The following is a 23,794-nucleotide window of genomic DNA, read 5'->3' as shown; positions in this document are numbered from 1 at the left end:
AGCCGATGACGACACCCTGCCACCACTGGGCAAGCAGCCAATATTCTGCTTTTCCTGCAATTTTGGCAAACTCTCAGCTAATCGCCAGAGCAGTATCTAATCGACATTTTTTGCATATCTATGTCACTATCTCTCGATGTCGTGTGCTTGCGACTGTAGTTTTGGCAAATTTCTAGTTACGCCGACCGGAGGTCGCGATGGCCACATTCGATTACCTCGTGGTGGGCGCCGGGACGGCAGGGTGCGTACTGGCCAATCGCCTGTCCGCCGATCCCCGCAACCGGGTACTGCTCATCGAGGCCGGCGGTCACGCGCGTAGCCCCTACCTGCGCGTACCCAAGCTCGGCAGTCGCTTGTTCGGCAACCCGCGGTACATCTGGCAGCACCAGACCATTCCGCTGGGCCACGACGGCACCACCGAGTTCTGGCCGCGCGGCAAGGTTCTCGGCGGATCCAGCTCGGTCAACGGCATGGTCTACAACCGCGGCCAGAAAGCCGACTTCGACGAACTCGAACAGCTGGGCAACCGCGGCTGGGGTTGGGACAACATCCTCGCCGCATACCGGAGCTTCGAACACAACACCATCGGCCAGTCGTCGACGCGAGGGTTCGGCGGCGAACTGGCGATCAGCGTCGTTCCCGACCCCGATCCGCTCGCGCTCACCACGATCGCCGCCGGCACCAACCTGGGCATGCGCCCACTCGCCGATCTGAACGAGTCGGACGAGCCCCGCATCGGCCTGTCGCCCGCGACCATCCACAACGGCAGACGCGTCAGCGCCGCCACGGCATTCCTGGACCCGGTGCGCCTCCGCCCCAACCTGCAGGTGCTCACCGGCGCCACGGCAGAGCGGCTGGAATTCACGCGGGGCCGGGCCACGGGCGTGGTCCTCCGAATGGGCAGCCTGTCGATGGTGGTCCGGGCCAAGCGCGAAGTGGTGCTCACGCTGGGCGCACTGGGATCACCAAAACTGTTGCAGCTCTCCGGAATCGGGCCCGGCGACGTACTCGCGGCCGCAGGCGTGCCGCGTTACCTCGAGCGCGCGAACGTCGGGCGGCGCATGCGCGACCACCGGACCCTGGTGAACACCTACCGACTCAATCGGAACATCGGGCACAACCGGCACCTGTCGACCACGTGCGGCAAGGTCCGGTCCACCGTCAGATACGCCGCCACCGGCCGGGGACCACTGGCCGCACCGACCGGCGACGTGCTCGCGTTCTTCAAGACCGCCCCCGACCAGCCCCGCGTCGACGGTCAGATGCTCGTCACCGCGCTGACACTGGCCGGCGTCGGCGGCACCGTCGAGCGTCTGCCGGGCGTGTCCTGTATGGGTGAGATTCTGCGCCCGACGTCGGAGGGCAGCGTCTGGATCAGCTCACCCGACCCCGACCACCCCTTGATGATCGACCCCAACTACCTGGCGACCGCCCACGACCGGACCGCTGCCATCGGCGTCCTACGCACCATGCGCGAGGTGTTCCAGCAGTCGCCCATCGCCGACCTCATCGCCACGGAGCTGACACCCGGCCCCGACGCCCAATCCGACGACGAGCTCCTGCACGCCGCGATGGCGCAGGGGCTGACCGGGTTCCACGCCATCGGAACGTGTGGCATGGGACCCGACGACGACGACATCGTCGACGACCAGTTACGGGTGCGCGGCATCGACGGACTACGGGTCGCCGACCTGTCGATCATGCCGATCATGTTGTCCGGCAACACAAATGCGCCGGCCATGGCGATGGCCGCGCGGGCCGCAGATCTCATCCTGGACACGCCGGTGCGCGCCGGCCGCCACCGCGGTCACCGACCGACGATCGACAGCTCCCGGCCGTCGAACCTGACTCCGTCACCGTCGCGGTCGTCCGCGCGGAACGGCGCCCGCAGCGTCGCGACGATGTGACCGCGGTTGATGATCAAGCCCACCACCGTCAGCGCACCGTAGACACCGCACAGCACCAGCCGGCCGGTGGTCGAGGTGATCGGGAACTGCACGACGAACAGCGCCAACAGCAGCCACGCCGTCGCCCGGTGGAACCGCAGCGACAGGATCAGCGCCACACCCATCATGGTCTGGGTGGCGGTCAGCAGCACCTCCTCGACCTGCCGGCCGTCGAGAACCAGCGCGGTTCCGCCGCCACCGGCGAGGTAGGCGATGGGCAGCGAGCCCATCAGCAGCGTCCACTGGTTGACCTTGGATGAGATCAGGGTCGCGATCGCCGCGGTGCTCTTGCCCCGCGCGGCGAAAATGGTCGCGATGATGAACTCCGGCGCCTCCGAGGCCAGCGGCGCCAGCCACTGCACCAGCAGGAAGCGGTCGACGCCCAGTTCGGTGCCGGCGTCGATCAGGCTGTTCGCGAACGGCTCCGCACACATCAGGATGACCGCGCCGGACACCAGGAACAGCGTCACGACGGTGATCCGGCGGGCCCGGTCCGGCAGCGCGCCGATGGCCGCGGCGGTACCGACGAGCTCGGGCTCCTCGGGCTCCCCGCGGGTCAGTTTGTACAGGTAGAAGCCGAACCAGGCCAGCATTGCCACGCCGAGCACCAGGTGGATGCGACCCGTCGTCGGGATGACGAACGCAACGAGCCCGGCGATGAGCAGGAATCCCAGCTCGACCCGGTTGCCGGGTTCCAGCGCCAGCATCGGTTTGCTGTTCTCGGCCGACATGCGCCGTACGACGTACAGGCCGACGATCACCACGACCGGCCAGCCGATGCCCATGAGCAGCCGGTTGGAGCCGGTCATGTTGGCGGCGGCGTATTGCACGTACTCGGCGTCGTGACCGGCGACGTAGGCGTAATAGAGGTCGACGGCGTACTCGGGCAGCACCGCGATCAGCGCCAGGACGGCGACGGCGAGGCCGCCCGACACGTCGACCTGCGCCGCTTCGGCCGCCCAGGCCAGCACGAAGCTGGCGGCGACGACGGCCGCGCCGAACGCCAGTAGCGAGACGACGGGTTCGGGGTGCACACCGGTGACACGCAGCGCCACCGCCGGGAGAACGAACGCGGCGGCCAGCAGCAGGGATCGCGCGAGCGGCCGACGCGTGGTCGGGCCGACGGATCTGGTGCTGGTCACGCCGCTGACGTTAGCCGCCCAAAACCACGCCAGCAACTTAGTGTTGCTACGAATTAGTTGAGCTTGCGATGCTGAATTTGCTGCTCAGAGTCGCGAATCTTTTGAGTTCGGCTACCCTAACTTGATTTTGTGGCTAACCACGTCTGGCGATGTCGGCGAGCCCCGGGTGTGTGGAACCACGCCGAACGCCGTCGGCACCGGCAGTCGTGGGCCCAGCCCGAGCCCGGATCGAGCTCGGCCGCCGATTTCGGGCGTGGCGTCAGTGCTGGGTCCCGGCGCAAAGTACGTGGGCTCAATCGCGGCCGCGAGAGGCTGTGGTTATTGAACCCAGGGACCGCCGGCGTCCAGAAGAAGTACCTGGCTTCCATCACGGGCAGCCCTGTACGTCGGTGATTGAAGTTACGCACTTCCCTGGCTATGCCCGGACCGGATTCCCCCGGCCCGGCGGGGAAGCCGTCGCGTCGCAGGCATCGCATTCGCCCGTCGCGCCACGTGCGCGCTCGTAGCGCGTCTCCGCCACCCGATCCGCGGTCTGGCCGCACATTCGTGGCGGAACACCCCCGAATACACACAACCCCCGATCTCCGGCGGAGACGGGGGTTGCGTGTTTGCGTGAGGAGGACCTAGGCCTCTTCGGCCAGGCGGTGCTTGAGGGCGTCGAACTCGTCCTTGATGCCGGTCGGCAGCTTCTCGCCGACGAACTCGAACCACTCTTCGATCAGCGGCAGCTCGTTGCGCCACTCGTCGACGCGCACAGCCAGCGCCTCATCGACGTCGGCGGCCTTCACGTCCAGACCCTCCAGGTCCAGGTCAGCGGCGGTCGGCACGATGCCGATCGGGGTGCTCTTGCCCTCGGCCTGGTGCTCGATGCGCTCGATGGCCCACTTCAGCACGCGGCTGTTCTCACCGAAGCCCGGCCACAGGAAGCGACCGTCGTCGCCGCGGCGGAACCAGTTGACGAAGAAGATCTTCGGCATCTTGGACTCGTCGGCGTTCTTGCCGATGTTGATCCAGTGCTGGAAGTAGTCACCGACGTGGTAGCCGAGGAACGGCAGCATGGCCATCGGGTCGCGGCGCACGGTGCCGACCTTGCCCTCGGCGGCAGCGGTCTGCTCGGAGCCCAGGGTGGCGCCGATGAACACACCGTGCTGCCAGTCGCGGGCCTGCGTGATCAGCGGCACGGTCGTCTTGCGGCGGCCGCCGAACAGGATCGCCGAGATCGGCACCCCCTGCGGGTCGTCCCACTCGGGGGCGACCGACGGGCACTGCGAGATCGGGGTGCAGTAGCGCGAGTTCGGGTGCGCCGCCTTGGTCTCCGTCTCCCGCAGGATCCAGTCCTGGCCCTTCCAGTCGATGAGGTGCTCCGGCTCGCCCTCGAGGCCCTCCCACCAGACGTCACCGTCGTCGGTCTTGGCGACGTTGGTGAAGACGGTGTTGCCGGCGGCGATGGTCTTCATGGCGTTGGGGTTCGAGGACCAGTTGGTGCCCGGCGCGACGCCGAAGAAGCCGAACTCGGGGTTGACGGCGTACAGGCGGCCGTCCTTGCCGAAGCGCATCCAGGCGATGTCGTCGCCGACGGTCTCGGCGCGCCAGCCCGGGATGGTGGGCTGCAGCATCGCGAGGTTGGTCTTGCCACAGGCCGACGGGAACGCCGCGGCGATGTAGTACGCCTTGTTCTCCGGCGAGATGAGCTTGAGGATCAGCATGTGCTCGGCGAGCCAGCCCTCGTCGTGCGCCATGGCCGAGGCGATGCGCAGCGAGTAGCACTTCTTGCCCAGCAGCGCGTTGCCGCCGTAACCCGAGCCGTAGCTCATGATCTCGCGGGTCTCGGGGAAGTGGGTGATGTACTTGGTCTCGTTGCAGGGCCACGGCACGTCGGCCTGGCCCGGCTCCAGCGGCGCACCGATCGAGTGCAGCGCCTTGACGAAGAAGCCGTCGTCACCGATCTTGGCGAGCGCCTTGGCGCCCATGCGCGTCATGGTGCGCATCGAGACGACGACGTACTCCGAGTCGGTGATCTCGACACCGAGCTTGGGATCCTCGGCGTCCAGCGGGCCCATGCAGAAGGGCACGACCCACATGGTGCGGCCGCGCATGCAACCGCGGTAGAGGTCGGTCATGATGCCGCGCATCTCGGCCGGGTCCATCCAGTTGTTGGTGGGGCCGGCGTCCTCTTCGCGCTCCGAGCAGATGAAGGTGCGCGACTCGACACGGGCGACGTCAGACGGATCCGACAGTGCGAGATACGAATTCGGCTGCTTCTCGTCGTTCAGCTTCTGGAACGTGCCGGCGGCGACGAGTTGAGCGGCGAGGCGGTCGTACTCCTCTTCGGAGCCGTCGGCGAACATCACCCGGTCGGGCTGAGTCAGCTCCGCAACTTCACGCACCCAGGCGAGCAGCCCGGCGTGATTGGTCGGAGCGGCGTCGAGACCGGGAATGGTCGCTGAGGTCATCAAATTCTCCTGCTCGCAAATCGCAGCTATACCTCTTTAGAGGTTAACGTGAGTGACATACAAGTGGACAATCGGGCTGCTGTCCGATCTCTCACAAGAACGATTCAGAAAGCCCGATCGCCGCTCCCGAACCCGCTGGTAACGCGTTTGGTGACACCGACGGGCGGTTACTTGCCAGTAGCGCGGCAGCCCCGATGGGCACAATTCGTAAAGCGGTCAATTTTTCGTTTTGTGATGTGCGGGCGCCATGTCCGTCTGCGCCTCCAGTAACCGGTACGCCAGTTCCTCTTCACTCGCCTGCCGTGCCGCCGCGATGACGGACCCGACCCACCGGTCCAGCACCGCCCGCCGATGCAACCGGGCACGGCCGCCGACGACCGCCACGGTGAGCGCCAGACCCAGCACCAGTCCGACCACCGCGCCGATGCCGTCGGGCACGCCGGCCAGCCCCGTCGCCATCCTGGCCAGCCCCAACGCCGCCCCCAGACCGAAACCCGCGCCCAGGACGACGCCCAGCCACAGCTCGTCGGGACGCTGGACCAGCACCGGACCGGCGACCTCGGGCACCGGCCACCGCTCAGCCGGCCCGGAACTGCCCAGCTCAACGGCGGTTGCATCGCGCATCTGGTCGGCGACCTCGACCAGCCGCTCGCGGACGCCGGCTTCGAAACCCACGGCCGCGCCCCGCCCGGACGGCACCCGGGCGAGCAGATCGGCACGCAGGTCGCCGTATCGACGACGGGAATCGCGGACGAGGTCCAACCGGACGCGCTGCAGTTCCAGCCGGGACATCACCCGCCGCGGCGCGGCACCCGCGAGCAGCCGCAGCGAACCGCGGCTGACGTCCGCCGCACAGCGACGCTGCAGGTCGGCGGTGGTGCGACGGCCATAGCGGCGCCAGTGCAGCGCCCGTCGCAGATGGGCGTCGGGGTCCATGGCGGCGTCGACGGCCAGGCCGTCCGCTTCCAGCGCTGCCGTCGCCGCGGCGGTGCGCACTGCCGCCACCGCATCGGACGCCAACCACGTCCACACGCGGCCATCATCCAATTCGCTTGCTGTGCAGGCGATTTCACTCAACACGGCACACATCGACCGGTACCGGCCGGCGGCGTCACCGACGTCGGGGCCCGCGGCGACGTCCGCCAGCCCCGGCACCTCGGCCGTCAACCGCTGCAGCTCGGCCGTGAACCGCTGCCAAAGATCCCCCGACACCACGTACCCCCGGATGCCATCGTCGCACCTCGGCACGGGTCCGGCCGACGCCGTTTTCCAGGCAACTGTTGGGTATCAATCTGCACCACGATGCGGGCTCTCACCGCCGAATGAGAGACGATGGACGGATGTATGCCCAGCGCGAGGACGACGCTGCCTCGTCGGCCGGCGCCTCGGCGGCCGAAAACGAGTCCGCAACCGAAACCACCGCCGCGCCCACCCACCAGCACCGGCGCGTCACCAGCTTCCGGTCCCGCCGGTCGAGCCTGTCCACCAAGCAGCAGAGCACCTGGGACCGGCGCTGGCCTGAGCTGGGCAAAGTCGCCCGTTCCGACGACGGCGAACCCGCCCCGCTGATCGACACCGCCGCCTGGTTCGGCCGCACCGCCCCCGTCGTGCTGGAGATCGGCAGCGGCACCGGCATCTCGACGCTGGCCATGGCGCAGGAGGAACCACACCTGGACGTCATCGCGGTCGAGGTCTACCGCAAGGGCCTGGCGCAGCTGCTCGGCGGCGTCGACCGGGCCGGACTGACGAATGTGAGATTCGTCCGCGGTGACGGCGTCGATGTGCTGGAACACATGATCGCGCCGGGCACTTTGACCGCCGTGCGGGTGTTCTTCCCGGATCCGTGGCCCAAGGCCCGCCACCACAAGCGCCGGCTGCTGCAGGCCGAGACCGTGGCCCTGATCTCCAGCCGCCTCAAGTCCGGCGGCATCCTGCATGCGGCCACCGACCACGCCGACTACGCGGTGCAGATCGCCGAGGTGGGTGACGCCGAGCCCACGCTGAAGCGCACCTCGGCCGACGCCGACCTGCCGATCTCGGTCCAGCGGCCCACCACCAAATACGAGGCCCGGGGTATGCGGATGGGCAGTCCCATCACCGAGCTCATCTGGGAGAAGCCGTAGGTGACCACCACTGAGGCCTTCCCGCAGGCCATCCCGCAGCCCGTCCCCGGACCGAAGCCCTTCCCGCCGGCTCCGCCGCCGGGACCACGGCCGCACAGGGTGCTGCTGGTCTGGGACGCGCCGAACCTGGACATGGGCCTCGGGTCGATCCTCGGCGGCCGGCCGACCGCCGCCCACCGGCCCCGCTTCGACGCCCTGGGCCGCTGGCTGCTGGCGCGCACCAGCGAGATCGCCAACGGCCGCAGGCCCGACCAGGCACCGGTGTCCCTGGAGCCCGAGGCGACCGTCTTCACCAACATCGCCCCCGGTAGCGCCGACGTCGTCCGCCCGTGGGTGGAGGCCCTGCGTAACGTCGGTTTCGCGGTCTTCGCCAAACCGAAGACGGACGAGGACAGCGACGTCGACAGCGACATGCTGGCGCACATCGCGCTGCGCCGCAGCGAGGGTCTGGCCGGCATCTATGTGGCCTCCGCCGACGGTCAGGCGTTCCGGCAGCCGCTCGAAGACATCGCCCGCGACGGCACTCCCGCGACCGTGGTCGGATTTCGCGAACATGCCAGTTGGGCGTTAGCGTCGGATACCTTGGACTTCGTCGACCTGGAAGACATCCCTGGTGTCTTCCGGGAGCCGCTGCCGCGAATCGGCCTGGATTCGCTGCCTGATCAGGGCGCCTGGCTGCAGCCCTTCCGGCCGTTGTCCGCGCTGCTGAGCTCGCGCGTTTAGGAAAAACTACAGATGACGTGTGCGGTGGCTGAAAATGGCAACCTCTTAGAGGGTGCCTTTGAGCAATATTTTTTGCAGATAATCGTGAGGAGCTGACGTGTTCGCCTGGTGGGGTCGAACGGTGTACCGATTCCGATACATAGTGATCGGTGTCATGGTCGCACTGTGCCTTGGTGGCGCCGTATACGGGTCCAGCCTCGGCGAGCATGTCACCCAGAGTGGCTTCTACAACGAGGGCAGCGAGTCCGTCGCCGCCTCGGTGCTCGGTGACGAGGTGTACGGCCGCGATCGGACCAGCCTCGTGGTGGCCATCCTGACGCCGCCCGACGACAAGAAGATCACCGATCCGGCGTGGCAGAAGAAGGTCAGCGGCGAGCTGGACACCTTCGTCAACGACCACAAGGACAAGGTGGTCGCCTGGGTCGGCTGGCTGAAAGCGCCCAGTGACGGCCTGAAGAAGATGACGACGCCGGACCTGCGGCACACCTTCATCACCGTCCCGCTCAAGGGCGACAACGACGACGCGATCCTGAAGAACTACCAGTCCGTCGCGCCCGACCTGTACAAGGTCAACGGCGGCAACATCAAGCTGGCCGGCCTCGAACCGCTCGCGAGCGAGCTGACCGGCACCATCGGCACCGACCAGAAGCGCGCCGAGCTCGCGATCGTGCCGCTGGTCGCGGTCGTGCTGTTCTTCGTGTTCGGCGGCGCGGTCGCCGCCGCGCTGCCCGCCATCATCGGTGGTCTGACCATCGGCGGCGGGCTCGGCATCCTGCGGTTCACCGCCGAATTCGGGCCGGTGCACTTCTTCGCCCAGCCCGTAGTGACCATGATGGGCTTCGGTATCGCCATCGACTACGGCCTGTTCATCGTGAGCCGGTTCCGAGAAGAGCTCGCCGAAGGCTACGACGTCGAGGCCGCGGTACGAAGATCCGTCATGACCTCGGGGCGGACCGTCGCGTTCTCCGCCGTGATCATCGTCGCCTCGTCGCTGCCGCTGCTGCTGATCCCGCTGGGCTTCCTGCGCTCGATCACGTACGCGATCATCGCCTCGGTGCTGCTGGCCGCCTTCCTGTCGAACACCGTGCTGCCCGCCGTCCTCGGCATCCTGGGCACCAACGTCGACGCGCTCGGTGTCCGCACCCTGCTGAAGGTGCCGTTCCTGGCCAATTGGCCGTTCTCGCGCAAGATCATCGACTGGTTCGCCGAGAAGACGCAGAAGACCAAGACCCGCGAAGAAGTCGAGAAGGGCTTCTGGGGCAAGCTGGTCAACGTCGTGATGAAGCGGCCGCTGGCGTTCGCCGTGCCGATCACCATCGGCATGATCCTGCTGGTCATCCCGCTCGGACAGCTGGCCCTGGCCGGTATGAGCGAGAAGTACCTGCCGCCGGACAACTCGGTTCGCGTGGCCCAGGAGGAGTTCGACAAGATCTTCCCCGGCTTCCGCACCAACGCGCTGACCCTCGTGATCAAGAGCGACAACGGCCAGCCCGTCACCGATCAGCAGATCGCCCAGGTGCGAGCCAACGCCGGCACCGTCAGCGGTTTCGTCACCCCGGACGACAACGACAAGTCGAAGATGTGGGCCGAGCGGACCTACCAGGAGGGCGGGACCAAGGACCCGGCCGTCCGGGTGCTGTCCAACGGTCTCATCAACAGCGGTGATGCCGCCCAGAAGATCGACGAACTGCGCGGCCTGCAGGAACCGCACGGCGTCCACGTCATGGTCGGCGGCACCCCTGCCCTCGAGCAGGACAGCATCAGCACCCTGTTCGAGAAGCTGCCACTGATGGTGGTGATCCTGGTGGTCACGACGACCGTCTTGATGTTCCTGGCGTTCGGCTCGCTGGTGCTGCCCATCAAGGCCGCACTGATGAGCGCCCTGACCCTCGGCTCGACGATGGGCATCCTGACCTGGATGTTCGTCGAGAACGGGCATGGCTCCGGGCTGATGAACTACACCGCCCAGCCACTGATGGCGCCGATGATCGGCCTGATCATCGCGGTCATCTGGGGTCTGTCGACCGACTACGAGGTGTTCCTGGTGTCCCGCATGGTGGAGGCCCGCGAGCGCGGCATGTCCACCGCCGAGGCCATCCGCATCGGTACCGCCACCACGGGCCGCCTCATCACCGGTGCCGCGCTGGTGCTGGCCGTCGTGGTCGGCGCCTTCGCGTTCTCCGACCTGGTGATGATGAAGTACCTGGCGTTCGGTCTGCTGATGGCGCTGCTGCTCGACGCCACCGTCATCCGCATGTTCCTGGTGCCGGCCGTCATGAAGCTCCTCGGCGACGACTGCTGGTGGGCACCGCTGTGGATGAAGCGCATCCAGCAGAAGCTGGGCCTCGGCGAAACCGAGCTGCCCGACGAGCGCAAGCGTCCCACCGTCCGCGAACCCGAGGACCCGCGTGCCCTGGTCGGTTCCGGTGCCCCGGTCCGGGCGCCGCACGATCCGACCCATCCGGCTGCCGGCCAACGCGCCGTCCCGACCCGGATCAACCCCGGCCAGCCGCAGCCGCCGAGTCAGGCCCCGACCAACCGGATGCCGAGCGCTCCCCCGCAGCCACCGGCACCGCAGGCCCCGCCCGCACCGCCGTCGGCTCCGGCATCTGAGCCCGCGACCACGCGGTTCAGCGCCGCCAAGGGCGCGTTCCGCAATGTGGTGTCGAACGTGACGCGCGCCGTCACGCCGCAGAACGGGGATCCGACGCCGCCGACCACCGCGATCGGCGACCCGGCGACCACCGCCTTCGGTCAGTCCTCCGAGCCCGCCACCACGGCGTTCCGTGCGCCCGGCGCGGGCCGGTCTGCCGACCCGGGCCAGGGCCAGGGCGCCACCGGCAACCGCGAGATCGAGTCGTGGCTCGGACAGCTGCGGGGCAACATCAGTGCCTCGGGGCCGCAGATCCAGACGCCGTCAGACGGCCCTGGCGACCAGGGCAACGAGCCGACCACGGCGTTCCGCGCCCAGCCGGCCGACGCACCCGACGCTACCGAGAAGATCGATACCGCCGAAACCCAGCGTCGCGGTACCGGCGGCGGGGTCAGCGCGCAGGATCTGCTGCGCCGCGAGGGCCGTCTGTAGCAGGGGCGTCAGCCCCTTGCGAGACGGTCTCGGCGGCGACCGAGCCGGCTTCGGCGAGTAGCTCGGCCTGCTCGGCGTCCGGGTCGCTGGCAACCAGCACCCGGATGGCGCTGTTGAGGAACGCGACGATCGGCACCGCGATCAGCGCGCCGATGACGCCCGCCATGACACCGCCACCGGCGATGGCCAGCACGACGGCGAGCGGATGCACCGACACCGCACGGCCCATCACGATCGGCTGCAGCACATGGGCTTCCAACTGCTGCACCGCGATGATGAGGCCGAGCGCGATCAGCGCGCAGATCCAGCCCTTGGCGATCAGCGCCACCACCACGGCCACGAAACCGGTCAGCACGGCACCGACCAGCGGGACGAACGCGCCCAGGAACACCAGGGACGCCAGCGGGAGCGCCAGCGGCACCCCCATGATGGCCAAGCCGGTGCCGATGCCGACGGCGTCGACGAGCGCCACCACGAACGTCGCCCGCACGTACCCGATCAGGGAGCCGAAGCCGGCGCGGCCGGCGTCGCGCACCCGCTCGCGGACCGAGGCCGGGACGATCTTGGTGACGAAGGCGTAGATGTCTCGCCCACCATGCAGCAGGAAGATCAGGGTGAACAGGACCAGCAGCATTCCGGTGATGATCTCGGTCAGCGCGCCGGCGGTGGAGAAGACGCCACTGGTCAGTTTGGACTGATTGTTCTTGAGAGCATCGATGGCGGTCTGGCCGACGCTGTTGATCTGTTCGGCGCTCAGATGCAGGATCGGCCCCTCGGTCAACCACCTGCGGGCGCCGTCGATGCTCCTGGTGACCTGCTCCACCAAAGCCGGTGCGCCGTCGATGAATTGGGAGACGACGAACGTCAGGATGCCGCCCATCACCACGATGGAGCTCAGCAGCATGACCGCGACGGCCGCGCCGCGCGGCAGTCCCCGCCGGGTCAACAGGTCCACTGCCGGCAGCAGGAACGCCGTGGCCAGCGTCGCCAGCAGCACGGGCACCACGATGACCTCGAGCTTGATCACCACCCACAACGCGGCGAGCATCGCGCCGAAGATCGCCAACAACCGCCATGACCAGGCTGCTGCCTTGCGTACCACCGGATCGACCGCTTCGTGGGCATGTGACATGGGCGCCAGCGTAGCGCCGTGACGACGTTGCACGATGCGGCCGCGCTCGGCACGCCGGGCGCGACACGCCGGATACGCTAAGCGCGTGTCGAACGAGGCTGCGCCAGGACCGATGACGGCCCGCCGTCGCGGCCTCTGGATGGCGTGCCGTCGTGGCGATGCCCGGCCGGCTCGGACGCGCGGCAAGTACTGGTGGCTGCGCTGGGTTCTCATCGGCATCGCCGTCGCCGTGCTGACCGTCGAGGTCGTGATGGTCTGGGAGCAGCTGGCCAAGGCCTGGCGCAGCCTGCTGTCGGCGACGTGGTGGTGGGTGGCCGCCGCGGCCGTCGCGGCCCTGGCCTCGATGCACAGCTTCGCGCAGATCCAGCGCACCCTGCTGCGGTCCGCCGGGGTCCAGGTCAAGCAGTGGCGATCCGAGGCCGCCTTCTACGCCGGCAACGCGCTGTCCACCACGCTGCCGGGCGGCCCGGTGCTCTCGGCCACTTTCGTCTACCGCCAGCAGCGGCTGTGGGGCGCGTCGCCGCTGGTGGCGTCGTGGCAGCTGGTGATGTCCGGGGCGCTGCAGGTGGTCGGGCTGGCGCTGCTGGGTCTGGGTGGTGCGTTCCTGCTCGGCGCGAGCAAGAACCCCCTGTCGCTGATCTTCACGATCGGCGGCTTCGTGGCGCTGCTGCTGCTCGCCCAGGCCGTCGCCGCCAATCCGCAGCAGATCGACGGCATCGGCGTGCGGCTGCTGTCGTGGGTCAACTCGCTGCGCGGTAAGCCCGCCGACACCGGGCTGGACGGCTGGCGCCGCACCCTGAGCCAGCTGGAGTCGGTGAGCCTGAGCCGCCGGACCTTGACCGTGGCGTTCAGCTGGTCGCTGTTCAACTGGATCGCCGATGTCGCATGCCTGGCCTGCGCGGCGTACGCCACCGGCGGGCATCCTTCGCTGGCCGGGCTGACGGTCGCCTACGCCGCGGCCCGCGCGGTCGGGGCGATTCCCCTGATGCCCGGCGGACTGCTCGTGGTCGAGGCGGTGCTGGTGCCCGGTCTGGTCTCCAGCGGGATGACGCTGGCGGGGGCCATCTCGACGATGCTGATCTATCGGCTGGTCAGCTGGATCTTCATCTCGGCCATCGGCTGGGTGGTGTTCTTCTTCCTGTTCCGCACGGAGAAGGACATCGACCCGGATGCGCCCGATACGGCTGGCAGCCCTGGCACCGCTCCCGGGCCGCGGCCCGACAGCCCCGAGGACTCGCCATGACTCCGGGTAGCCGGCTGGCGGCGGCAGTCCTGCTCACCGCCGCGCTGACATCGTGTACGTCCGTACCACAACCGGGCCGATCTTCCACTACTCCAACCGGTTCCGCGGATGCCGCCACGCCGATCGTCACACCCGTCCTGGTCGACGTCGTGGCCGAACCCGTCCCGATGCCGGCCACCGACGGTCGGGTCCATCTCGCGTACGAGCTGCTGCTCACCAACACCTCACCCGAACCCGTGACGGTGGATTCGGTCGCGGTCATGGGACCCGTCGGGCCACTGCTGCAGCTGTCCGGCGCCGGCCTCGGCTACTGGACGCGGACCATGGGCACCCGGGTCAGCACCAACGACCTGGCCCCGGGACAGCGTTCCATCGTGTGGCTCGACGTCAAACTGGACGCGGGAAGTGCGGTGCCGCAGCAGCTTTCCCACCGCGTGGTGGTCAAGGTCCCTAAACCCATGCCACCGCTCGTGCCGCCGGTGGTGACGGAGAACGTCGCACCCGTGCCGGTGTCCGACCGCAAGCCCGTCGTACTCGACCCACCGCTGCGCGGCTCCGGCTGGCTCGACGCCAACGGCTGCTGCGACATGACGCCGCACCGGATGGCCCTCAACCCGATCGACGGAAAGCTCTGGGCCGCAGAGCGATTCGCCATCGACTACGAGCAGCTCCGGGCCGACGGACAGCTGTTCGGCGGGGACCGCGCGAAGACGGACAGCTACCTCTACTTCGGCTCCGACGTGCACGCCGTCGCGGACGGCCCCGTGGTCGCGGTCCTCGACGGACTGCCCGAGCAGGTGCCCGGCGTCGACCCGACCGGCCTGACGCTGGCGCAGTACGGCGGCAACCACGTCGTCCAGGACCTCGGGAACGGGAACTTCGCGTTCTACGCGCACCTGAAGACCGGCAGTGTCAAGGTCAAGCCCGGTGACCGGCTGACTGCCGGGCAGGTGCTGGGCAACGTCGGCAACACCGGCAATTCCAGTGCGCCGCATCTACATTTCCACGTGATGAGCACGCCCGATCCGCTGCGCGCCGACGGCCTGCCCTTCGTCTTCCGCTCGTTCCGGCTCACCGACCGACTGGCCGACATGGCCGCCGTCGACGCGGTGGAGGCCGGCGGTCCCGCGCGGCCGGTCCCCGGCTTCACCGTCCGGGCCGAAACCGATGTCAGCCCACTGAATCTGGACGTGATGACCTATGACAACTGAGCAGACCACCGGAAACCGCAGCGCCGCACTGGCTTTCGTCACCGACGTGGTGCTGGTGGTGATCTTCTGCGCCATCGGCCGGCGCAGTCACGCCGAGGGCATCACCCTGGCCGGCGTGGCGCACACGAGCTGGCCGTTCCTGACCGGAACCGTGGCGGGCTGGGCGCTGTCGCGGGGTTGGCACCGCCCGACGGCGCTGAACCCGACCGGGTTGGTGGTGTGGATCAGCACCGTCGTCATCGGCATGCTGCTGCGCAAGGCCTCAGCCCAGGGCGTCGCAGTGAGTTTCGTGATCGTCGCCTCGACCGTCACGGCCGTCTTCCTGCTCGGCTGGCGCGGCCTGGCTCGACTCCGCAAGTGATTTGTGCACGAAAATCCGCGCTAGCCGCGGATTTTCGTGCACAAATCCCTGACTAGCGGGCGGCTGGGCCGGGCAGGCCGCATCGGTCGCGGATGTCCTTGAGCGGCTGCCGGATGCCCTGCAGCTCCGCCTTCGTCTGCGGGTTGGCGATCAGGTACTGCTTGACCTTGGCGTGCGCCTGGTCCTTCGACAGACCCCGCAGACTGGTGAAGAAGTCGTTCACGTCCGGGTGGGTGAACAGGTAGGCAGAGGTCGATGCCTCGACACCGGACTTGACACCGGCGATGTCCGCAGCGGAGCAGTTGGGCGGCAGGTCGTCGGCGAGGGCCGACGGGACGGCACCGAACAACATGCTGCCGGCGACTGCGCCGGCGCCGATGAAACCGGCAACAACGCGTCGCTTGGCCAGAGCGGTGAGCATCATGTGGTCAAACCCCTTCGTCGAGAGTTCCGGTAGCGGAACCCCGACGGGGCTACCGGCCCCTCAAAGATAAGCAGAAGAGCCGGATAACCGCCTGTCTAGCGCCCGGCGGGTTGCGCCGCCGACACGGCCTGGGCCGCCGGGATGGACCCCGTCGCCGTCGTCACGCCAGGCAGGGTGGGCGTGAACGGCACGGCGCCGGGCACGCTAGGCACGGCGGGCATCGCGGGCAGCGTGGCCGGCAATCCGCCGCCCTGCTGCGCCGACTGCATCAGGCCCATCAGCTGCGGCAGCGTCAACGGCAGCTTGCACTGCGACGACAGCGTCACCAGCGGCGCCTGCAGGTTCTGCAGCGCGGCGCCCTCCTGCGGGTTGGCATCGAAGTAGGTCTTCAGCGCTGCCAACGACTGCGGGCCGGGCTGCTGCTGCGAGATGTTGGTCAGCGTCTGGTTCGCAGTGGGGTGCGCGTCCAGGTACGTGCCCGTCGAGGTGGCGACCATGCCGATGGTCTTGGCGACCTGGCTGGCGGCACACGGATCCTGGCCCGCACCGGCCGACGGAGCGCCGACCGACGTCACCATCACACCGCCGAGTGCAGTTACAGCGAACGTCCCGGCGAGTCCGCGGCGAACCGCCACACTGGTCGTCTTCATGGCAAATCTCCTCACCGGTTTACGGGCCAACTACGGCCGTGTAAACACTCGGCAAACACTGTTTTCCCGGGGTGGCGCCGATGGCTGCGCCGGCCGCATCCGGGATTCGGCTCCTGCCATCTTGCCATCGCGGCGAGGCCGGTGACCAATCCACACAGCAAACATCCAGGTCACCGCGGGGTTCGCGGACTGCGCCGAAGGCCCCCTATGGCATCGGACGGCGTTGCCGGCGGGGCCGGGAGCGGCCCGGTTGCAGTTGGATCAAGGTTCCCACCTGGCGCCGCAACGGCGCTCGCGAGCCGGTCACCCTACCCCATACTGGGGTAGGGTCGGCCGCACGAAACGCCGATCAGAAGACTCCGGTGGCAACCGGGACGACCGCAGGAAGAGGGTTCGCCATCCAGCAGTTGATGATGCGGCTGAGCGGTCTGCTCCGGCGTTGGCGCTGGGCGGTTTTCGCCACCTGGCTGCTGCTCATGGTGCCGTCTCTGTATCTCGCTGCGACCCAGTCCAGCAACCTCAGCGGCGGCGGGTTCGACGTCGCCGGCTCCCAATCGCTGCACGTCCAGTACGAGCTCGAGGACCATTTCCCCGACGAGGGCGCCTCACCACTGGCCCTGGTTGCGGCCCCGAACGCCAACGCGTCGCAGGAAGACATGACCGCCGCCGTCGACGAGCTCAAACGCATCGCGGCGAGCGTCTCCAACGTCAAGGTCGTCCCCGACCCCACGCAGGCCGAGCCGCAGGCCGGCAAACCCTACGTCGTGACGTTGCGCCTCGACTTCAACAACAGTGGCGCCGTCGACATCGCCAAGAAGCTGCGTAAGGCGGTCGGCATCGAGGGCGGCAAGGCCGGTCAGACCGCCGACGGCAAGGTCCGGCTGTACGTCATCGGGCAGGGCGCACTCGGCGCGGCCGCCAGCGAGACCACCAAGCACGACGTCGCCGAGGCCGAGAAGTGGAACCTGCCGATCGTGCTGATCGTGCTGCTGGCGGTATTCGGCTCCCTCGCGGCCGCGGCCATGCCGATGCTGCTCGGCGCCTGCACGGTGATCGTGACGATGGGGGTGGTCTATCTCCTGTCCATCTGGGTCACCATGAGTGTCTTCGTGACGACGACGCTGTCGATGTTCGGCATCGCGCTGGCCGTCGACTATTCGCTGTTCATCCTCATGAGATTCCGCGAGGAGCTGCGGGCCGGCCGCGATCCCGAGCAGGCCGTCGACGCGTCGATGGCGACGTCCGGTCTGGCGGTGCTGCTGTCCGGGCTGACGGTGATCGCGTCGATCACCGGCATCTACCTGATCGGCACGCCGGTGCTGTCGTCGATGGCCACCGGCGCCATCCTGGCCGTCGCCGTCGCGGTGCTGACGTCGACCACGCTGATCCCGGCGGTGCTGGCCACGTTCGGCAAGCGGGTCGCCAAACGCTCGTCGTGGCTGCACGTCTCGCGCCGCCCGGACGCCACGCAGTCACCGTTCTGGACCCAGTGGACCGAACGGACCATGCGGTGCCCGTGGCTGTCGGCGCTGCTGGCCACCGTCTTCCTGGTCGCCCTGGCCGCACCATCGTTCGGCATGCAACTGGGCAACAGCATGCTGCGCCAGTTCGAGCCGTCCCACGAAATCCGCAGCGGCGTGGCCGCGGCGGCGGAAGCGCTGGGCCCCGGCGCGCTCGGCCCGATCCGGGTGCTGGCGACGTTCCCCGACGCGACGGCGTCCGACCCGCAGAACACCGCGACGCTCGACGCCCTGCACCAGACCATGACGCAGGCGCCGGACGTCGCCCAGGTGGCACCGCCGGTGTTCAGCAACGACAACCGCAGCGCCCTGTTCTCGGTGGTGCTCGCGGTGGACCCCGAAGACCTCGTCGCGCGGGACTCCATCACCTGGCTGCGACAACACCTACCGGGTGTCGCCGGCCCGAACGTCGCCATCGCGGTCGGTGGGCCGACGGCGCTGATCATGGACTTCGACCACCGCGTCGCGAACACCGAGATCCTGGTCTTCGTCTTCGTGTCGCTCATCGCGTTCGTGATGCTGCTGATCTCGATCCGCTCGATCGTGCTGGCGCTCAAGGGCGTCCTCATGACGGTGCTGTCGGTCGCCGCGGCCTACGGCAGCCTGGTGATCGTCTTCGAATGGGGCTGGTTCAAGGCGCTCGGGTTCAAGCCACTGGAATCGCTGGACACCACCATCCCGCCGCTGGTGCTGGCGATGACGTTCGGCCTGTCCATGGACTACGAGATCTTCCTGCTGACACGCATCCGGGAACGCTTCCTGCAGACCGGCAACACCCGCGACGCTGTCGCGTACGGCGTCAGCACCAGCGCCCGCACCATCACCAGTGCCGCGCTCATCATGATCGCCGTCTTCATCGGATTCGCGTTCGCCGGTATGCCGCTGGTGGCCCAGATGGGCGTGGCCTGCGCCGTGGCCATCGCGGTCGACGCGACGGTGGTCCGCCTGGTCCTGGTGCCGGCGCTGATGGCGATGTTCGACCAGTGGAACTGGTGGCTGCCCAAGTGGCTGGACCGCCTGCTGCCGTCGGTGGATTTCGACAAGCCGTTGCCCACCACCGATACCGGCAGCCTCGTCATCATCCCCGACGACATCTCCGCGCTGGGCCCGTCCGGCGCCGAACTGCGCAGCGTCGTGAAGTCCGCCGCCAAGCTGAAAAACCTTGCCGAACAGACTGTTACGGTCGCCGATCCGCTGGCGTTCAGCGGCTGCGAGCCGGGCGAGCAGCAGTACGTGCCCCGGGCCGTACCCCGCCGGATCGCGGCGGCGCCCCCGCGCAAAGACCGGTCCCGCACCGGCCTCGCGCTGCTGCGCCGGCGTGCGCACGGCCTGTCCCGGTCCGCGTCGGACAACCCCGACGTGCACCCCGTCACCATGTGGGGTGGCCGGCTGTCGGTCGCGCTCGACGCGCTGTCGCTCAGCGACACCGACGGCCCCGCCATCGAGCGCCGCAGCCCCGTGGAGACGACGACGGTGCTGCTGCCCACCGGCGACCGGCTCGAGATCCCGACGGGCGCCGAAACGCTGCGGCTCAAGGGCTACCTGATCATGTCCCGCAACAGCGTCCAGGACTACGCCGACTTCGTCGACCTGGTGTCCTGCATGGACATCCGGACCGCAGCCGCGGTTCTCGCGGGAATTGACGGGTATTACTGTGGAGAACGGTCGAAGAACCAGTGGGTGGCCACCCAGTTGGTCCGCAGGTTGGCCGACCCGCACCCGTTCGACGACCACGAAACGGCAGATTGGCCCGACGTCAAACAGCGTTGTCTGGCGGTGGCAGTGGCCATGTTGGAGGAGGCGAGGTGACGTTGACATCCGAAGTGAGGGACACCCCTTCTGGTGCCGACGATCCCGGTGACGCCACCGCAGCCGGCACCAACGGCGCACCCACCGTCGCGTTCCCGGCGCAGGCCCCCGGCGAGAAGCCCGTCGAGTTCTGGTCGACGTCCGCCATCCGCGCCGCGCTGGAGAACGACGACCTCGCGGTGTGGCAGCGCATCGTCGTCGCCATCAAGCGCGACCCCTTCGGCCGCACCGCTCGTCAGGTCGAAGAGATCCTGGCGACCACCAACCCGTACGGCATCTCCAAGGCCTTGGCCGAGGTGCTGGCCCGTGCCCGCACCCAGCTCGAGGCCAACGAATGCGCCGAGGTGGCGCGTCAGATCCGGCTGCTGATGGAGCGTTCCGGCCTCAGCGAGACGGAATTCGCGTCCCGCATCGGTGTTGGCGCACAAGAACTTTCGGCCTACGTCGCGGGCACCACCAGCCCGTCGGCCGCGCTGCTGGTGCGCATGCGGCGGCTGTCGGACCGGTTCGCCCGGATGCGCTCCGCCCGGTCCTGAGCCGGCGCCCGAGCCGTCCTACCGCGACGCGATCGGCGTCACGTCCATGACCAGCCAGCGGCCGTCCTGCTTCGTCAGCGTGACCCGCAGCCCCAACACCGTCGCCTGCGCCGGCTTGTTCGGGGTGTTCTGAGTGGCCCGCATGACCACCGCGACACTGGCGAAATTCGGGCCGATGGTCTCGATACCGGCCGAGATGGTGCTGGCCTGCCCGGCCACCCCACGGCTGGTCAGGTCCTTGGCGACCGCGTTGAACTCGTTGCGGTAGGCCTCCGCGCGCTGCGGCGCCATCAACGACGTGGCCCGGTCGATCGACACGTTCGGCGCGCCGGGGGTGAAGGTCGCCGACGCCTCCGCGACGCTGCTGGCGATCCCCACGACCGTGGACATGTCGTTCTCGGTGGTGCGGTCGGGCACCGTCCACTTGGTGTAGCCGACGATGGCGGCCGCGACCACCGCGACCGCCGTCAGCCCCACGACCGCGAGCCGCAGCCTGGGCGCGTCGTCATCGGTGCCCATGGTGACGCCGTCACGGCGGAACAGCACGAAGTTGACCACCGACGCCTGCAACACCAGCAGACCGACGATGGTGCCCACCACGACCCACCACAGCGGCCGCTCCAGGGCCAGCCCGATGTAGACGAGACTCGCCAGCACCGCGAGCGGCGCCAGGATGTCGAAGACCAGTACCCGCCACGCGTTCCTCATCGCAGCGTCTCCAATCGCGAGATCAGCATCTTGCCGTCGACGTCGGACACCCCGAGGCGCAGCCGCCAGCGCACGGTCTGCGGCTTGGCACCGGCGTTCTGGCTCACCGACGTCGCGATCACCAGCACCGTCGTCGTATCCGAGGCGATCGCCGCCAGCTCGGGCTGGACCGCCGGTTTGCCCTGGTCCCCCGGCGGCGCGTGATGCAGCGTCTCCAGCGCGACGGACTCGATCTGACCACTGGTCTGGCTCTGCAGCTTCTGCACCAGCTGGGTGAACGGCGCGACGGTGGCGTCGAAATCGGCGTTGAGCTGGCCGACGGTGCCCTCGTGCAGCTTCGGCACGTTGACGGCGACGTTGTCCTTGGTCATGTTGATCAGCAGGTTGGACCACTCGGCGGCGGCTTTCATGGCCTGCGCCTCGTGCGCGCGCTCCGCGTCGTCGGCCCGGTGGCCCAGGTAGACCCAGGTCGCGACGACGACGGCGACCGCCGCGACGACACCCAGCACGGCCGAGGCGATGCCGTAACGGCTGAAGATTCCCTCAGCCTGATCACTCGGTGCGGCGGCCTTGGTGGCGGGCTTGGCGGCAGTGGCCGCGCCGGCCGATCCGGCGTCTTTCGCTGTGTCTTTGGCAGCGTCTTTTTCGGCGGAGTCTTCGCTGCGCTCGTCGGGCATGGGCGTGAGGCTACCCGCAGCGCCGTCGCGCACTGCAGCGGCGATGGCAGGATGGCGAGGTGAGTCTCGAAGCTACCTCTCCCCGATCCGGTATCGACCTGAGCTACCTCGACCCCGGCGCCCGCCCGCAGGACGACCTGTTCGGTCACGTCAACGGCCGCTGGCTCACCGACTACGACATCCCGGCCGACCGCGCCACCGACGGCGCCTTCCGCCTGCTGGCCGACCGCGCCGAGGAGCAGGTGCGTGACCTCATCACGACGGCCTCGGGCCCGGTGGGCTCTGATGCCCAGCGCATCGGCGACCTCTACGCGAGCTTCATGGACACCGAGCGGGTGGCCGCCGTCGGCCTCGCGCCGCTGTTGGCGGAGCTTGCCCTGATTTCCGATGCGGCCGACTCCGCCGCTTTGGCCACGGTGCTCGGCGCGTTGCAGCGCACCGGCGTCGGCGGTGGCGCCGGCGCCTACGTCGACACCGATTCCAAGGACTCGACGCGGTACCTGCTGCACTTCACGCAGTCCGGCCTCGGCCTGCCCGACGAGTCCTACTACCGCGAACCGGCACACGCGGCGGTGCTCGCGGCCTACCCGCAGCACATCGCCCGCATGCTGAGTCTGGTCTTCGGCGGCGATCAGGCCGAGACCGCCGCCCGGATCGTCGCGCTGGAGACCAAGCTGGCCGCCGCGCACTGGGACGTGGTCAAGCGCCGCGACGCCGACCTGAGCTACAACCTGCGCCGGTTCGCCGACCTCGCCGACGAGGCACCCGGCTTCGACTGGGCCGGCTGGCTGGCGGCGGTGGGCGCGCCGGCCGACGTGGTCGCCGAAGTCGTGGTGCGGCAACCCGATTTCCTGGTCGCGTTCGGCGCGCTGTGGGCGTCCGAGCCGCTCGAGGACTGGAAGGCCTGGCTGAGCTGGCGCCTGATCAGCGGCCGCGCCCCGATCCTGACCGACGACCTGGTCGCGGAGAACTTCGATTTCTACGGCCGCACCCTGTCGGGCACCGAGGAAATCCGGGACCGCTGGAAGCGTGGCGTCGGCCTCGTCGAGGGTCTGATGGGCGACGCCGTCGGAAAGCTGTACGTGGAGCGGCACTTCCCGCCGTCGCACAAGGCGCGGATGGACGAACTGGTGGCCAACCTGCGCGAGGCCTACCGCGTCAGCATCACCAACCTGGAGTGGATGACGCCCGAGACGCGGCAACGCGCGCTGGCCAAGCTGGACAAGTTCACCCCGAAGATCGGCTACCCGGCGCGCTGGCGGGACTACTCGAACCTGGTGATCGACGCCGGCGACCTGTACGGCAACTACCTGCGCGGCCAGGCCGTCGAGCACGACCGGGAGCTGGCGAAGCTGGACAGTGAAGTGGACCGCGACGAGTGGTTCATGACGCCGCAGACGGTGAATGCCTACTACAACCCGGGCATGAACGAGATCGTCTTCCCCGCAGCGATCCTGCAGCCGCCGTTCTTCGACGCCGAGGCCGACGACGCCGCCAACTACGGCGGGATCGGCGCGGTGATCGGGCACGAGATCGGGCACGGCTTCGACGACCAGGGCGCCAAGTACGACGGCGACGGCAATCTGGTCGACTGGTGGACCGATACCGACCGCGCCGAATTCGGTTTGCGGACAAAAGCTCTCATCGAGCAGTACGAGGCCTTCACGCCGCGGGCACTGGATGCGGGCCACCATGTGAACGGCGCGTTCACCGTCGGCGAGAACATCGGCGACCTGGGCGGGCTGTCCATCGCGCTGCTCGCCTACGAGCTGTCACTGGGCGGCAAGGAGGCGCCCGTCATCGACGGGCTGACCGGCGTCCAGCGCGTCTACTTCGGCTGGGCCCAGGTGTGGCGCACCAAATCCCGTGACGCCGAAGCCATTCGGCGCCTCGCCGTCGACCCGCACTCGCCGCCGGAGTTCCGGTGCAACGGCGTGATCCGGAACATCGACTCGTTCTACGAGGCGTTCGATGTCAGCACGTCCGACGAGCTGTACCTGGATCCCGCCGAGCGCGTGCGCATCTGGAATTAGCCATACCACGCGAAAACC

Annotated in this window: 18 protein-coding genes; 10 read left to right on the top strand and 8 right to left on the bottom strand. The window is 68.5% G+C overall.

The window, feature by feature from the left end; translation table 11 throughout:
• Positions 1-197 precede the first annotated feature (197 nt).
• On the top strand, positions 198-1,907 hold the full coding sequence (locus tag ACJEIK_RS00905) for a GMC family oxidoreductase (RefSeq protein ID WP_061003501.1): 1,710 nt from the start codon (positions 198-200) through the stop codon (positions 1,905-1,907).
• Here ACJEIK_RS00905 and ACJEIK_RS00900 read toward each other — a convergent pair.
• The 3 genes from ACJEIK_RS00900 to ACJEIK_RS00890 form a co-directional block, all read right to left on the bottom strand.
• Positions 1,808-3,088 carry a sodium:proton exchanger gene (locus tag ACJEIK_RS00900; RefSeq protein WP_061003499.1) on the bottom strand — a complete coding sequence of 427 codons (1,281 nt, stop codon included), beginning with the start codon at positions 3,086-3,088 and terminating at the stop codon, positions 1,808-1,810. The genes ACJEIK_RS00905 and ACJEIK_RS00900 overlap by 100 nt on opposite strands.
• Before the next feature lie 623 nt (positions 3,089-3,711).
• Positions 3,712-5,541: a phosphoenolpyruvate carboxykinase (GTP) gene (locus ACJEIK_RS00895; RefSeq protein ID WP_064860319.1), complete on the bottom strand. Its 1,830-nt coding sequence runs from the start codon at positions 5,539-5,541 to the stop codon at positions 3,712-3,714.
• Positions 5,542-5,757: 216 nt separating this feature from the next.
• Positions 5,758-6,753 carry a hypothetical protein gene (locus tag ACJEIK_RS00890; RefSeq protein ID WP_131808824.1) on the bottom strand — a complete coding sequence of 332 codons (996 nt, stop codon included), beginning with the start codon at positions 6,751-6,753 and terminating at the stop codon, positions 5,758-5,760.
• A gap of 110 nt (positions 6,754-6,863) precedes the next feature.
• On the opposite strand from ACJEIK_RS00890, the gene trmB reads away from it, so the two are divergent.
• The 3 genes from trmB (at position 6,864) to ACJEIK_RS00875 (ending at position 11,472) form a co-directional block, all read left to right on the top strand.
• Complete coding sequence (gene trmB, locus ACJEIK_RS00885) at positions 6,864-7,664, top strand: tRNA (guanosine(46)-N7)-methyltransferase TrmB (protein ID WP_064860321.1); 801 nt, start codon at positions 6,864-6,866, stop codon at positions 7,662-7,664.
• A 30-nt stretch (positions 7,665-7,694) separates the two neighbouring features.
• A complete protein-coding gene (locus ACJEIK_RS00880; RefSeq protein WP_110767573.1) occupies positions 7,695-8,387 on the top strand; it encodes an NYN domain-containing protein in 693 nt (230 codons plus the stop codon).
• Positions 8,388-8,484: 97 nt separating this feature from the next.
• Positions 8,485-11,472 (top strand): MMPL family transporter, encoded by a 2,988-nt coding sequence (locus ACJEIK_RS00875; RefSeq protein ID WP_409430872.1) that lies wholly within the window; start codon positions 8,485-8,487, stop codon positions 11,470-11,472.
• On the opposite strand, the gene ACJEIK_RS00870 is transcribed toward ACJEIK_RS00875, so the two are convergent.
• Positions 11,432-12,604, bottom strand: a complete 1,173-nt coding sequence (locus ACJEIK_RS00870; protein ID WP_409430871.1) for an AI-2E family transporter — start codon at positions 12,602-12,604, stop codon at positions 11,432-11,434. The two genes, ACJEIK_RS00875 and ACJEIK_RS00870, sit on opposite strands and share 41 nt — an antisense overlap.
• A gap of 139 nt (positions 12,605-12,743) precedes the next feature.
• On the opposite strand from ACJEIK_RS00870, the gene ACJEIK_RS00865 reads away from it, so the two are divergent.
• Genes ACJEIK_RS00865 through ACJEIK_RS00855 form a run of 3 tightly spaced genes read left to right on the top strand, consistent with a single transcriptional unit; the run spans position 12,744 to position 15,419 of the window.
• Positions 12,744-13,847, top strand: coding sequence for a YbhN family protein (locus ACJEIK_RS00865; RefSeq protein WP_409431780.1), 1,104 nt, complete (start codon positions 12,744-12,746; stop codon positions 13,845-13,847).
• A complete protein-coding gene (locus tag ACJEIK_RS00860; RefSeq protein WP_409430870.1) occupies positions 13,844-15,058 on the top strand; it encodes a M23 family metallopeptidase in 1,215 nt (404 codons plus the stop codon). Before ACJEIK_RS00865 ends, ACJEIK_RS00860 begins: the two co-directional genes overlap by 4 nt.
• Positions 15,048-15,419 carry a DUF3054 domain-containing protein gene (locus ACJEIK_RS00855; RefSeq protein WP_409430869.1) on the top strand — a complete coding sequence of 124 codons (372 nt, stop codon included), beginning with the start codon at positions 15,048-15,050 and terminating at the stop codon, positions 15,417-15,419. Before ACJEIK_RS00860 ends, ACJEIK_RS00855 begins: the two co-directional genes overlap by 11 nt.
• A gap of 52 nt (positions 15,420-15,471) precedes the next feature.
• Here the strand turns inward: ACJEIK_RS00855 and ACJEIK_RS00850 are convergent, their stop codons facing one another.
• Entirely contained in the window at positions 15,472-15,843 is a 372-nt protein-coding gene (locus tag ACJEIK_RS00850; RefSeq protein ID WP_293015187.1) for a heme-binding protein, read from the bottom strand.
• 95 nt (positions 15,844-15,938) lie between these two features.
• Positions 15,939-16,493 (bottom strand): hemophore, encoded by a 555-nt coding sequence (locus tag ACJEIK_RS00845; protein ID WP_409430868.1) that lies wholly within the window; start codon positions 16,491-16,493, stop codon positions 15,939-15,941.
• Between the two features lie 410 nt (positions 16,494-16,903).
• Between ACJEIK_RS00845 and ACJEIK_RS00840 the strand changes: the two genes are divergently transcribed.
• Complete coding sequence (locus ACJEIK_RS00840) at positions 16,904-19,822, top strand: MMPL family transporter (protein ID WP_409431779.1); 2,919 nt, start codon at positions 16,904-16,906, stop codon at positions 19,820-19,822.
• Positions 19,819-20,358, top strand: a complete 540-nt coding sequence (locus ACJEIK_RS00835) for a helix-turn-helix domain-containing protein (RefSeq protein ID WP_409430867.1) — start codon at positions 19,819-19,821, stop codon at positions 20,356-20,358. Before ACJEIK_RS00840 ends, ACJEIK_RS00835 begins: the two co-directional genes overlap by 4 nt.
• 18 nt (positions 20,359-20,376) lie before the next feature.
• Here the strand turns inward: ACJEIK_RS00835 and ACJEIK_RS00830 are convergent, their stop codons facing one another.
• Together ACJEIK_RS00830 and ACJEIK_RS00825 are read right to left on the bottom strand one after the other, a co-directional pair.
• Complete coding sequence (locus ACJEIK_RS00830; RefSeq protein WP_061006518.1) at positions 20,377-21,066, bottom strand: hypothetical protein; 690 nt, start codon at positions 21,064-21,066, stop codon at positions 20,377-20,379.
• Entirely contained in the window at positions 21,063-21,743 is a 681-nt protein-coding gene (locus ACJEIK_RS00825; RefSeq protein ID WP_064858615.1) for a hypothetical protein, read from the bottom strand. Before ACJEIK_RS00825 ends, ACJEIK_RS00830 begins: the two co-directional genes overlap by 4 nt.
• Before the next feature lie 59 nt (positions 21,744-21,802).
• Here ACJEIK_RS00825 and ACJEIK_RS00820 point away from each other — a divergent pair, with 59 nt between their 5' ends.
• Positions 21,803-23,776, top strand: a complete 1,974-nt coding sequence (locus ACJEIK_RS00820) for a M13 family metallopeptidase (RefSeq protein ID WP_409430866.1) — start codon at positions 21,803-21,805, stop codon at positions 23,774-23,776.
• Positions 23,777-23,794: the final 18 nt, after the last annotated feature.

The organism is Mycobacterium sp. SMC-16 (genome assembly GCF_046250085.1).
Lineage (GTDB): Bacteria > Actinomycetota > Actinomycetes > Mycobacteriales > Mycobacteriaceae > Mycobacterium > Mycobacterium phocaicum.
Note: the sequence above shows the minus strand (reverse complement) of the source record. Positions and strands in the feature narration are given on the sequence as shown.